The sequence below is a fragment of the Streptomyces sp. NBC_01335 genome (genome assembly GCF_035953295.1).
In the GTDB taxonomy this organism is placed as follows: domain Bacteria; phylum Actinomycetota; class Actinomycetes; order Streptomycetales; family Streptomycetaceae; genus Streptomyces.
The window spans coordinates 2395191-2407350 of sequence record NZ_CP108370.1 but is presented as its reverse complement, the minus strand read 5'-3'; the positions used below and the strand labels follow the sequence as shown (position 1 = coordinate 2407350).

The window sequence follows — 12160 nt, the reverse complement described above, 5'->3', positions numbered from 1 at the left end:
GAGCGCGGGGCTCACGACCGCCGTCAGTCCGTACCGGCCTCCGCGCCCGGCCCGTCGGACTCGAACGCCCCCGGGTGGATCTGGTCGCGCGTCGCCTCGTACTGCTGACGCACCGCCCGCCCCACCGGAAGCTCATCGCCCGGCTCCAGCACCTGCGCCGCCGCACCCTGCCAGGCCGGGGGAGTGGCCGGGTCGAGCCGGCCCCGCGAGACCCCCAGCGCCCACGCCGCCTGCCGGGCCGCGCCCAGCGCCGCGTACTGCGCGGGCTGCGGCACGACGACCTGCGTACCGAAGAGCGCCGGCGCCATCGCCCGCACGGCGGGCAGCTCGGCCGCGGCGCCCAGCAGGAACACCCGCCGCACGTGCACCCCGCGCCGGCGCAGCACGTCGAGCGCGTCGGCCAGCGAGCAGAGCATCCCCTCGAACGCGGCCCGCGCCAGGTGCTCCGGCTTCATCGACTCGCGCCGCAGCCCGCAGAGCGTGCCCGCCGCGTGCGGCAACTGCGGGGTCCGCTCACCCTCCAGGTACGGAAGGAGTACGAGCCCCGAGGAGCCGGGCGTCGACTTCAGCGCGAGCGCCGACAACTCCTCCAGCCCGCCGTCGAGCCCGAGCATGTCGGCGGTCCCGCGCAGGGCACGTACCGCGTTGGAGGTGTGCACCACCGGCAGGTGCATCCCGGTGGCGTCGGCGAAGGAGGTGATCATCCCGCCCGGATCTGCCAGCGCCTCGTGGTGCACCGCCATCACGGAACCGGAGGCCCCCAGCGACACCACGGCGTCCCCGACCGCCACCCCGAGCCCGAACGCCGCCGCCATCGTCTCGCCGGTACCGGCGGAGATCAGCAGCCCCTCGGGGGTCGTACCGGCCGCGTCGGACGGGCCGAGCACCTCGGGCAGCGCGGCCTGGTGACCGAGCGCGAGCTCCACCAGGTCGGGCCGGTAGGAAGAGGTGCGCGCCGACCAGTACCCCGTACCGGAGGCGCCGCCCCGGTCGGTGGTCCGCCGGGCGGGACGGCCCAGCAACTGCCACACCAGCCAGTCGTGCGGCTGCAGCACGGTGGCCACCCGCTGCGCGTTCTCCGGCTCGGTACGCGCCAGCCACCGCAGCTTCGCCACCGGCTGCGAAGCCTGCGGCACGGCCCCGACCGCCTCGGCCCAGGGCTGCCGCCCGCCGAGCCCGTCGACCAGATCCGCCGCGGCGACCTGCGCCCGCCGGTCGTTGCCCACCAGCGCCGGACGGACGGGCGTGCCCTGCCGGTCCAGCGCCACCAGCCCGTGCTGCTGCGCGGCGACCCCGATCGCCTCGACGTTTTCGAGCAGCCCACCGGCGGCCGCCTCACCGAGGGAGAGGAGCCACGCCTGCGGATCGACCTCCGCGGCCTTCGGTTCGACCGGATGTGCGGCGTACCCCTCCCGCAGCACGGCACCCGTGTCCGTGTCGCAGACGACGATGTGCGTGAAGGCGGCGGAACTGTCCAAGCCGGCGACTATGCCCATGTACGGATTCTGCCGCATCGCGTGGGCTTTCCCGCAACCGCCTCAGGCCCCCGCGGTGTGCGGGGGCCTGAGGCGGTTGGACCGGGTGACGCGGGGTGGGTCAGGTGTTGGTGGTGCCCCAGTCGTCCTCGACGCCGTTGTGCCCGGCGCGCTCCCGGAGCGACCGCACCCGGTCGGCCACCGAGGCGGGCACCCGGCCTTCGACCTTCTCGCTCACCGAGTGGTACGCCTTCCCGGCGTACTCCCGGCCGCTCTGCGCGGCCGACTCCACGGTGTTGCGCACGGCGGGGTTCTCGGCGACCTGGCGGGCGGACTTCTTCAGCTGCTCGTAGCGCTCCCGGCCGGCCCGCGTGCCGAGCACGTAGCCGAGAGCGAGGCCGGCGATGAACGTGAGCCGGTACCGCATGGCAGTCACCCTTCGTTCTGCGTTCGCTGCGTGAGGCGTTCTCTGCGTGGGACGTTCACTGCCCGGGACGTTCCCTGCACGGGACGCGTTCCCTGCGTGGGACGTCTGCTCCCCGCCTACCCGGAGGCACCCGAGATCACCCCGGGACGTACCGATTGGCGAAGCACCCCCCTGCTTGCGCTAATGTATGTGTCGCAGCGAACGCGCGCCGCTCGGCAGTAGCCAGGCAGGTACGATTTCGAGGCAACGCAGCAATCCCCTGTAGCTCAATTGGCAGAGCAGCCGGCTGTTAACCGGCAGGTTACTGGTTCGAGTCCAGTCGGGGGAGCGCGGTCCCCTGTAGCTCAATTGGCAGAGCATTCGGCTGTTAACCGGAGGGTTACTGGTTCGAGTCCAGTCGGGGGAGCCAACGGAAGAGGACCCTTCGGGGTCCTCTTCCGCGTTGTGGGCCCACCCCGTCTCCGGGGTGTGGTCTCCGCCCTGTGGGCCTCGTCACTCTCCGGCCGCCCCGGGCCCTCCGCCGCCTCATCCGTGACACGTTCGGGTCGCTTTCCGGCCGCCCGGAACCGGGCAGCACACAGCGCGGTCCTCAAGATCAAGCGATGTGGACCAGCCGGAGCGAGAGATCGTATGACCGGCTATGCTGCGGCAGACGGCGCGCACACTTGTACGCGCCACGCCGAAACGGGGCGGTAGCTCAGCCGGTTAGAGCAGCGGACTCATAATCCGTCGGCCGTGGGTTCGAGTCCCACCCGCCCCACCCAGCGTCCCCAGGCAGAATCGTTCTGACCTGGGGATTCGTGGTTTCCGGGGGCATTTCGCGTGCAGCGTTCGCCGCACGTCGGTGCAGCGAACGTGTGGCTTCGGTCTTTCCAGGCAGGTATCGCACGGCTGTGACCTGGTCTTTTGTTGACCTCGTGTTCGTGGGAGCGTTGAGGGCGGTCCCACGGCCGCACCTGCCGGTCCATGGTGCTAGGCCGTGTCTGAGTGCACCTCACCGGTGTGACCGGTGAGGGTTTTGGTGCATGAGGTTGTCGAACGCCTCCTGCCGACGGGGGGTCTCGTTGGGCGCCGGAGAACATCGACGCCCTCGACTTTGAGCTCACCGAGCCCCAGAGGGACGCCATCGCCGATACGCCCCCGAGCGAGCGGTCGCGCCCTGGTCACGTGGATCGTGAGCCCGTGCCTACGTCCCGCGAAGGCTGACGGGCGCTGTCAAGAGCCGAGGCATGGCCCGGTGGGTACGCGCCTGGTTTCACCGTTCGTAGTGGAAGCGGCACGCCACCACGTGGATGATGGCGTTCTCGTCGATGCGGTACACCAGTCGGTGTTCGGAGTTGATGCGCCGCGACCAGTAGCCGGAGAGGTCGTTCCGCAGCGGTTCGGGCTTGCCGATTCCTTCGTGGCCGCCCCGGTCGATGTCGGCGATCAGCTGGTTGATGCGCTTCAGTATTTTGCGGTCGCTCCCCTGCCACCACAGGTAATCGTTCCAGCCGTCGTCGACGAACAGCACCTTCACGCGGAGCCCCGCCCGGCCTCGTCATCGGGATCCACCAGCTCGCGAAGTGCACCCTGGCCGGCCCGGTCCTGCTCGATGGACCTGCGCAGGCGCTCGGCCATCGCGGGCGACCGCAGCAGGTAATCGGTCTCTTTCAGTGCCTCGTACTCGGCGAGCGAGACGACGACCATCGGCTCATGGCCAGTCCGGGTGATGACCAGCTCCTCGGCGTCGTTCTCCACCGCGTCGAGGGCGTCGGCGATGCCCGCGCGTAGCTCGGTGACACTCATCGTCTTCATGACGTACACGATAACGTACAGAGAGGATCCCTGTGCGGCTGATCGCGATCCACCTCCGGACGTCCATGCGGTTCGCCTTCGATCATCTGATCTGACTCCACTCCGAAACGCATCCTTCGTGGACGTTGCCACCGAGCCTCCCCGGCCGATCGCGACGACCTTCGAGGGCCGCATGGGTGGCCCTGTCATCTCGAACGGTTCAAGGAGGGCCGGGCCCTGTCCGGCCGACCGTACTCGGTGGTGGCCGCGCCGGAGAGGGCGGCGGTACTGGGAGGCGGTCCGCCGTAGGTGGCGGTCGTCGCCCACGGTCGGCCGCGCAGGGCACCGAAGGGCACATGTCATCATCTGAAGACATCACTTGATGACGATCTCGGGAGAGCCTGCCGATGAATGCCCCTCACACAACCGTCGACCTTCGGCAACGGGCCCTGGTCCCGGTACTGGTGTTCATCGGCACGGTGGTCGCGGTGATCAGCAGCCTCGGGGCTCCGCTGGTGCCGACCATCGCCGAGGTGGACCACGTGTCCCTGTCCGACGCCCAGTGGTCGCTCACGGTCACCCTGCTCGTCGGCTCCATAGCCACCCCCGTGATGGGGCGCATGGGCGACGGCCCCCACCGGCGGCGGGTGGTGCTGGGAGCCCTCGTGACGGTGCTGGCCGGCAGCGTGCTGGCCGCGCTTCCCCTCGGCTTCGGCTTCCTGGTCACCGGGCGCGGGATGCAGGGAGTGGGCCTCGGTCTCGTCCCGTTGGCCATCGCCACCGCGCGCGCCGCCCTGCCGGGAGGGCGGTCGCGCTCCGCGGTGGCGATGCTCTCCATCACCACCGTGGCCGGCGTCGGACTCGGCTATCCGCTCACCGGACTGATCACCCAGACCATCGGCGTCCACGCCGCCTTCTGGTTCGGCGCCGTCATCAGCGGCCTCGCCCTGCTGGCCGCCGCCCTGGTCGTACCGCAGGCGGGCGGACGGGAAAAGCGACCCCTGGACGCCCCCGGCGCGGCACTGCTCGCCGTCGGACTGGCCTCGCTGCTGCTCGCGCTGAGCGAAGGCGAGGTCTGGGGCTGGACCTCGGCCCGGGTGCTGGGCCTGGTGCTCTTCGCGCTGCTGCTCCTGGCCGGCTGGGGTTTCCACGAACTGCGCACCGCCCACCCGCTGGTGGACCTGCGGACGCTGCGCAACCGGTCGGTGCTGACCGCGAACGTCGCCGGCCTCATAGCGGGAGTGGCGATGTACATGATGATGTCGCTGATCACCCGCTTCGCTCAGACCCCGGCCTCCTCCGGCTACGGCTTCGGCGCGTCGGTGCTGGTGACCGGGCTGGTACTGCTGCCCTTCTCAGCCGCCAGCGTGGCCTCCAGCAAGCTGGTGCCGCTGCTGGTCCGGCGGACGTCCACGGCGGCGGTGCTGCCGATCGGCTGCGGGATCTCCCTGGTGTCGATGGTGTTGTTCCTGTGCGCCCGGGGCGGTCTGTGGGAGCTCTTCGTGGTCATGGGCGTCGCCGGACTCGGCGTCGGCTGCACCTTCGCCGTGATGCCCGGACTGATCGTCAACGCCGTGCCCGCGCACGAGACCGGCAGTGCCATCAGCTTCAACCAGGTGGTGCGCACCATCGGTTACACGACCGGCAGCGTCGTCAGCGCGGTCGTCCTGGAGGCGCACACCGACCCGGGCCGGATCCTGCCGACGGACAGCGGCTACCAGGCCGCCGCCTGGCTGGGCTGTGCGATCTGGGTGGTCGCCGGGATCGTTACGATCGTCCTGCCCGGACGGGCGGGAGCAGGGGAGTCCGGGGCGACCGCCGGGACCGTGGACGAGGAACTGCTGATGGAAGAGAGCATCGCGGACGCCGAGGGCGCCGAGGACAGTGTGACCGCGGTACCGGGCGGACCCGTCCGGTGAGCGAGGGCAGGCGGCGGGACTCCGCGCGCAGTCGGCAGTTGCTGCTGGAGGCGGCTGCCGGCCTGTTCGCCGAACGGGGCTTCGACCGCAGTACCACGCGGGAGATCGGTGAGCGCGCCGGTGTGGATCCGGCCCTGATCGCCCGTTACTTCGGGGGCAAGGCGCAGCTCTACCTCGCGGTGCTCGACCTGGACCGCAAGGGGGTCCGGCCGGCCGACCTGCTGGAACCCGAGCGCAACCGCGGGCTGGTGAGCGGGGTGGATCTTCGCGGTCCGGGGCCGATGTTCCGTTCGGCGGTCGACCCGTTGAAGGAGCCGAACGTCCGGGACGCCGCCTTGGAGCAGCTTCAGTGGCGTCTGGTGGACCCGTTGTGCGAGCGCTTCACCCGCGAGGGCCTGGACCGGCCCCGGTTGCGGGCGGAGCTGGCGGTGGCGGCGTTCGTGGGCATCGTGCTGTGCCGCCACGGCGGCACCCTGGGAGAACTCGCCGGGGCCGACCCGGACGAACTCGTCCCCCTGGTGCTGGACATGCTCGGCCAGGGTTCTTGAAGGTCTTCGCCGGCAGGCACCTCGCTGAGACCCTGGCCTCCTGGGTCTTGCCGGGGTCCTCGGCGGGAGGCCCCGCCCGGCCGCCGGCCCCTGCTTCTCTTCATGCCGAGCGGCCCGACCCGTCGGCCCGGTGCCCCACCCTCAGGTGAGAGGCACGAGGCTGGACGCGCGCGAGAGGGGCCGACCGGCCGTCGCCACCGTCCCTCGTGAGGACCACGTCGCAGACGTACGGCGCACCGATATCGCAACAGGGACGAAGCCGTCCGGAATTCAGCATATCGGAGGCGGCCGATCGAATATTGCTGCCCCTGGTCGCTACAAATAGGATCCGCGATGTCGTAGGGTGATCTTCGTTCGAGGCATTCGGGATGCAAATCGGCGACTTCTCCGGTCACAGCCCTTTCACAGGTGGATTCAATGGGCATGACGATGAAGGCGAAAAGCTTCAGGAATTCCTCATGGCTCAACAAAGAATGATTAAAGATTGACCATGCGTTTCCCCTGGCCGGGCGATCCGGAAAGCGTCGCGAGGGGGCCTCCTTCGACCGCGAGGGCGCCTTCCCCGACTGTGAGGGGGCCTTCTCCGGGTGCGGGCGGACTGCTGGGGCGTCCGGTACGTGTCCGTTCGCCCGAATTGTTCGCGAGTGCCAGGTTGTCGACAATCAGAAGGACCGCTCTGTGGATCAAATGGTTCTCAAGGCTCAGCAATGGGTCAATGCGACGTATTCAGGTGTTTCCGGGTACAACCCGTGCACCGAGAACGGAATGACCGGCTGGGAGACGATCTACTGCCTCACCCGGGCGCTCCAGCATGAACTCGGTATCGCCTCACTGTCCGACAACTTCGGGCCCACGACATGGGCGGACCTGAAGGCGTACGGTCCGGTCGGCCGGGATTCCGGCAACGTGAACATGCGGACCATCGCCGAGGCGGCCCTCTACTGCAAGGGCTACAGCGGCGGTGACATCGACGGCGGCTTCAACGTGCCCACCGGGGCAGGGTTGACCGCGCTGGTGGCCGACATGGGCCTGCCGGGGCCGGAGCAGCCGGACCTCAAGATCTACAACGTGGAGCCGAAGGTCTTCAAGGCGCTGCTGACCATGGACGCCTACGTGCTCACGTCCGGCGGCTCCTCCATGATCCAGACCTGTCAGCGGTGGCTGAACGACGCGTACTACGGGCGTGGTCAGTTCTTCATCGGGCCGTGCGACGGGCACTTCTCCCGCAACGTCCAGCAGGCCCTCGTGCTGGCCATCCAGTACCAGATGGGGCTGACGGACACCCAGGTGACGGGGTCGATCGGCCCGACCACCGAGGGGGCGCTCAAGACGACGGCGTACGTCGGCGACGGCTCGCAGGACTCGGGCTCGGCGGGGTGGGTGCGGCTGTTCCAGAGTGCGTTGGCGTTCAACGGGTACGACGCCCACTGGGGCGACGGCGGCGGGACGTACGGTTCGTCGCTGGAGGCCACGGTGAAGGCGTTCCAGCAGTTCAGCTCGCTCCCGGCCTCCGGTGCCGGCGACTACGCGACATGGATGTCGCTGCTGGTGTCGACCGGGGACCCGGACCGCCCGGGCACCGCGTTCGACTGCATGTATCCGCTGAACGCGACCACGATTCAGACGGTGAAGGACCACGGCTATTCCATAGTGGGCCGTTATCTCACGGGCGGCACGAGCAAGGTCCTCACGAACTCGGAGATCGCGCTGATCTTCGACAACGGTCTTTCCCTCTTTCCGATATGGCAGGAAGAGGGAAATGCGATCGGTGACTTCAGCGGACCTCAGGGAACTGCGGCCGGAAACGACGCGGCCATGGCGGCGACCGCATTCGGTATCCCGTACGGAACGGTGATCTACTTCTCGGTCGACTTCGACGCGACCGACGACGACATCACCAGTGCGATCATTCCGCACTTCCAGGGAATCAACAACGGCATCAGTGCGATGGGAAGCCAGTACGCGATCGGTGTGTACGGCTGCCGCAACACTTGCCTGCGCCTTGAGGCCGAGGGGCTCACCACGCGCAGTTTCGTCAGCGGCATGTCCACCGGTTACAGCGGGAATCTCGGCTACCCGCTCCCGGACAACTGGGCCTTCGACCAGATCAAGGACTTCACCCTGGCTCCCGGTACCAGCGGGTCCGTCGAGATCGACAACGACATCGCCTCCGGCATGGACCCGGGCGTCAACAGCGTCACCCGGCCGCGCGACCCGAACGACGCCTTCTACACGTACATGATCTGGGTGGAGGCCAGGGCAGGCCAGTGGATCGACCAGGGGAACACCTCGCGCTCCGCGCAGGAACTGGTCGCGCAGTACCTTCGGGCCCGCACGTCGAAATACGTGTTCACCGGTTCCGACACGGTCTTCGGCGAACTCGACCAGGGCTTCGTCGACTTCACGAACACCTATCCCGACCAACCGTACGCGGGCCCGCTCCGCGACCCCGACCTGCTGTGGGACATCGACACCGACCACTTCGGCGCGTCCTGCGGCGCGGTCATCACCAACGGAGTTCCCGGGGACCTCTCCTCGGCCAACATGACGGACTTCGGGAGCTGGGGCGGCGACCTCGTCAGCGTGCTGGCGCAGTTCTACCTGAGCGGGCTCTCCGACGACCAGGCGTACTTCTACGCCGCCGACCAGATCGCCGGAAAGGGCGACAGCACGTACTTCTCGCTCGACGACCTCCTCGCCGACATGGACTCCTACGTCCTGGGCATGGCCGCCAGGCAGGGATCCGGCCAACCGCTGTCGACGGAATTCAAGGCGGGCTACGCGTCGTCCGCCGCGGCCGCGGCACGGCGGGCCTCGTTCTACTCGATCCGCTTCGGCAGTTCCCCCTCGACGGTGGTGGCCGCCGCTCTCAGCGCCATGACCAGCAACACCGCGGACCTTGAGATGGCCGCCATCCGGGATGCCTTCTGGTACAAGACGACCAGCTCGCTGACCACCCCGACGCCGGGGTTCATGTCCGACACGGCGCTGAACGGTGTGGCGACCGCCTTCAGGGACGCCATCGTCCAGTACTGCTCCTGATGAGGAATCGAGAATTCGACATGAACGACTCGAACGTCACCCGTCGGCACGTGCTGGTACTGGGCGGCCTGACGCTGGGCGTCGGCGCCGTCACCCTCGCCGGTCCCGGCCTGGCGTGGGCCGACACGGCGGGTGCCGACGACACCGCGGCCGCAGGTGTGGAACTGGTCCCGGTCGCCGCGAGCCCGGTCGCCGTCCTCGCGAAGGTCGGCCACGCGCCGGCCGCGTTCCCCAGACAACTCGCCGTCCAGGTACAGCACGTGGACACGGACCTGCCGGCCGGCACCCAGGTCGCCATCAGCTACGAACCCCGGATCTACTCCCCGCTGCCCAGCGCGGTGGCCACCGTCGGCACCCGGCGGCTGCGCACGACGAGCGCCGTCGCCACCGACCCCAGGACTCTGGTCACCACCTGCACGATCACCTTGGCCGAGGCGCTGCCCGCAGGCAGCAACCCCGTGGTCGTCGTCGGGACCGCCTTCCCCGTGCTGTATCCCCACGACCTCGTCGCCGGACCCGCGGAAGCCACCGCGGCCGTGGGTCACATGGACGCGAAGCCGGGGGGCCGGCGGAACCTCCGGCCCGGTCGTCCGCAAGCCTTCGGCGGAGTCGCCACACCGTGGGGCCTGGAGGTCAGCGGCGTGTGGAACCGGCACGAGTGGGCCGACGGCACGCGCTGGTACTACTTTCCCGCACGGATCACCCTGAGCAGCGTCGGACCGGGCACGACCCCGGTGGCCGCGTCGTTCTCCGTCGCACTGGACCCCCAGGTGGTCGCGGACGTCAGAATCGTCGGCGCCCGGCTCAACGACAAGACGTACGACGCGGGAGTGCGGCTCCTCTCGGACACCCGGACCGCGTCGTTGTTCGAGACCCGATGGGCCACGAGGGCGAAGCTCAAGGCCGGCGACCGGCTCGACCTCGAACTGAAGGTGAGGACCCGTACGTTGAAGGGCGACCTGCCGACCGTCAAACACCCGACGGTCAACCTGATCGACATGGGCAACCACGTCACCCAGCGGCAGACCGGCCGGACCACGATGTCGCGGAGGGATTCCACGTGGGCGTAGTTCTCGCCTACGTACTCATTCTGCCTGCGGTGATCCTCCTGGGGTGGATCGCGTCCTGGTGGGGAACCCGGCGCCTGCGGTGGATCGGGCTGTCCGTCGCGGCCGCAGCCTCCGTGGTCTGCGCCGTCATCGGCCAGGAGGCAATGGGCCCACGGACGGACCCGCACGCCCTCGGCTGCTCCTCGGCCTTGGAGTGCACGGACCTGGACCCGGTCTTCGTCATCGCGTCCGGGGTGCTCGGGCTCGTGTTCTGCCTGGCGCTGATGGTCCTGACGCTCGTGGTCGAGTTCGTCGTGAGCGTCCGGAGGAAGAAGTCGGCCTGACCCGGGCCGTGGGGCCGGGGCCGTAGGACCGGGGCTGCGGGACATCGGCCGGCCGGGTCACCCGCCCCGGCCCGCGCCGAGGAAGGCGAGCAGGCTGACCGCCGCCGGGCGCGCGCTGCCGACGGCGGCCCGGTGCAGGTCCCGTACGGTCCGCACCACGGCCCGGGTCACCACGTCGACGCCGGCCTTGCGCTCGAACCAGTGCCAGTCGCCGTGCGCGTTCATCTCCAGGAAGACCGGCTCGCCCCCGTCCCGGTCACGGAGGAAGTCGAACGCCCCGAAGACGGCACCCGTCTCCCGGGCGATGGCGCGTGCCGCCGACGCGACGGCGGCCGGGCACCGGACCTGACGTACCCCCACCTCGTCCGGGCGGGTCCAGATGTCCTCCGGGTGCTCCTTGGCCACCTCGAAGGCGTGCAGCTCGTCCCCGGCGAGGTAGACCCGGTACTCGGCGTCGTGCTCGACGTACTCCTGGAGCATCACCGGTGTGCCCCGGGGCAGGCCGGGCAGGCCGGCGAGCCGCTCCCGGTCCAGGACCCGCGGCAGGTACCAGTCGAGCCGGCCGGGCTCCGGCTCCACGTAGTGCCGGTCGAGGACCTTGAGCACGTACCGCTCGGCCGGGAGCAGCCCGGCCGCGTCCGCCGGGTCGGTGGTGACCAGCCCGCGCGGGATGCGTACGCCGAGCGCCAGGGCCCGGGCCCGCTGCACCAGCTGCCCCGGATCGGCGGCGCCGACGGTGGCCGGGGAGACAGCGGCCAGCTGCTGGGCCAGCGCGGTCCACGCGTCCCGGTACACCATCCGCCCCCCGGCCGGACCGTCCGGCGGTCCGTCCGGCGCGGCCCGCAGGGAGTAGTGGCGCAGCCAGGTCACCGTCGGGGCGAACCGGTGCCCGTCCAGGGTCAGTACACCGTCCGGCCCGTGAACGGCCCGGACGTCCGCCAGGCCGTCCGCGTCGAGCCGGTGCACGGACACCCCGATGCGGCGCAGCAGGGCTGACGCCTCGGTCGCCTCCCCGTCGTCCCGTCTGGTGAGCAGCAGGACGCACCGCTCAGCCATGGGTCGGGGACAGCAGCGATTCCGCCATCTCCAGGAGCCGCAGGGCCTTGTCGGAACGGTTGCTCGGGTCGGCGGCGCGCAGCCGGGTGAGCAGTTCGAGCCCGATGGCGGCCTGGTCGGCGAGCAGCCCGAGGAGTTCGACGTCCGCCATCTCCCGTGCGCCGCCGGCGCCCCGGTCCAGTACCTCCAGCACGCCCACGCACTCGTCGTCGCCGAACAGCGGCGCGGCCATGATGCTGTCGGGCACGTACCCGGTGGAAGCGGCGGCATCGCCCGAGAAGTGCCGCGACTCGCGCAGGTCGTCGACGAGCATCGACTGACCGGACGAGGCGACCCAGCCCGCGATGCCGGTCCCCGCCGGGAAACGCGTACCGACGAGTTGGCCGTCGCCCTCACCGGCCACGGCCTCGAAGACCAGGTCACCGGTCTCCGGATCGATGAGGAAGATCGAGGAGGCCGCAGCGCCGAAGGCATGGCGCGCGACTTCCACGATGGACTGCAGCAGGCGGCGCTCCACGGGCGTC

At 69.9% G+C, this 12160-nt stretch carries 11 protein-coding genes and 3 tRNA genes; 8 read left to right on the top strand and 6 right to left on the bottom strand.

Going from position 1 to position 12160, the window contains the following annotated elements:
* Positions 1 to 23: 23 nt before the first annotated feature.
* Together OG599_RS10295 and OG599_RS10290 are read right to left on the bottom strand one after the other, a co-directional pair.
* Entirely contained in the window at positions 24 to 1496 is a 1473-nt protein-coding gene (locus tag OG599_RS10295; protein ID WP_327175671.1) for an FGGY family carbohydrate kinase, read from the bottom strand.
* A 100-nt stretch (positions 1497 to 1596) separates the two neighbouring features.
* Positions 1597 to 1902: a YtxH domain-containing protein gene (locus tag OG599_RS10290; RefSeq protein ID WP_327175670.1), complete on the bottom strand. Its 306-nt coding sequence runs from the start codon at positions 1900 to 1902 to the stop codon at positions 1597 to 1599.
* A gap of 255 nt (positions 1903 to 2157) precedes the next feature.
* On the opposite strand from OG599_RS10290, the gene OG599_RS10285 reads away from it, so the two are divergent.
* The 3 genes from OG599_RS10285 (at position 2158) to OG599_RS10275 (ending at position 2662) form a co-directional block, all read left to right on the top strand.
* Positions 2158 to 2230, top strand: a tRNA-Asn gene (locus tag OG599_RS10285).
* 5 nt (positions 2231 to 2235) lie between these two features.
* Positions 2236 to 2311 (top strand) — tRNA-Asn (locus tag OG599_RS10280).
* Positions 2312 to 2588: 277 nt separating this feature from the next.
* Positions 2589 to 2662, top strand: a tRNA-Ile gene (locus tag OG599_RS10275).
* A gap of 495 nt (positions 2663 to 3157) precedes the next feature.
* On the opposite strand, the gene OG599_RS10270 is transcribed toward OG599_RS10275, so the two are convergent.
* Together OG599_RS10270 and OG599_RS10265 are read right to left on the bottom strand one after the other, a co-directional pair.
* The gene (locus OG599_RS10270) at positions 3158 to 3421 is read right to left on the bottom strand and encodes a Txe/YoeB family addiction module toxin (RefSeq protein WP_327175669.1); all 264 of its coding nucleotides are present in this window, start codon (positions 3419 to 3421) and stop codon (positions 3158 to 3160) included.
* Entirely contained in the window at positions 3418 to 3699 is a 282-nt protein-coding gene (locus OG599_RS10265) for a type II toxin-antitoxin system Phd/YefM family antitoxin (protein WP_327175668.1), read from the bottom strand. The genes OG599_RS10270 and OG599_RS10265 overlap by 4 nt, the downstream gene beginning before the upstream one ends.
* A 386-nt stretch (positions 3700 to 4085) precedes the next feature.
* Here OG599_RS10265 and OG599_RS10260 point away from each other — a divergent pair, with 386 nt between their 5' ends.
* The 5 genes from OG599_RS10260 (at position 4086) to OG599_RS10240 (ending at position 10580) form a co-directional block, all read left to right on the top strand.
* Positions 4086 to 5597, top strand: coding sequence for an MFS transporter (locus OG599_RS10260; RefSeq protein ID WP_327175667.1), 1512 nt, complete (start codon positions 4086 to 4088; stop codon positions 5595 to 5597).
* The gene (locus OG599_RS10255) at positions 5594 to 6145 is read left to right on the top strand and encodes a TetR/AcrR family transcriptional regulator (RefSeq protein WP_327175666.1); all 552 of its coding nucleotides are present in this window, start codon (positions 5594 to 5596) and stop codon (positions 6143 to 6145) included. The genes OG599_RS10260 and OG599_RS10255 overlap by 4 nt, the downstream gene beginning before the upstream one ends.
* A gap of 765 nt (positions 6146 to 6910) precedes the next feature.
* Entirely contained in the window at positions 6911 to 9187 is a 2277-nt protein-coding gene (locus OG599_RS10250; RefSeq protein WP_327175665.1) for a glycoside hydrolase domain-containing protein, read from the top strand.
* Positions 9188 to 9207: 20 nt separating this feature from the next.
* Positions 9208 to 10257: a hypothetical protein gene (locus OG599_RS10245; RefSeq protein WP_327175664.1), complete on the top strand. Its 1050-nt coding sequence runs from the start codon at positions 9208 to 9210 to the stop codon at positions 10255 to 10257.
* Positions 10248 to 10580: a hypothetical protein gene (locus tag OG599_RS10240; RefSeq protein ID WP_327175663.1), complete on the top strand. Its 333-nt coding sequence runs from the start codon at positions 10248 to 10250 to the stop codon at positions 10578 to 10580. Before OG599_RS10245 ends, OG599_RS10240 begins: the two co-directional genes overlap by 10 nt.
* A 57-nt stretch (positions 10581 to 10637) precedes the next feature.
* On the opposite strand, the gene OG599_RS10235 is transcribed toward OG599_RS10240, so the two are convergent.
* Both OG599_RS10235 and OG599_RS10230 read right to left on the bottom strand, forming a co-directional pair.
* Complete coding sequence (locus tag OG599_RS10235; protein WP_327175662.1) at positions 10638 to 11636, bottom strand: hypothetical protein; 999 nt, start codon at positions 11634 to 11636, stop codon at positions 10638 to 10640.
* The gene (locus tag OG599_RS10230; protein ID WP_442809667.1) at positions 11629 to 12153 is read right to left on the bottom strand and encodes a GAF domain-containing protein; all 525 of its coding nucleotides are present in this window, start codon (positions 12151 to 12153) and stop codon (positions 11629 to 11631) included. Before OG599_RS10230 ends, OG599_RS10235 begins: the two co-directional genes overlap by 8 nt.
* Positions 12154 to 12160: the final 7 nt, after the last annotated feature.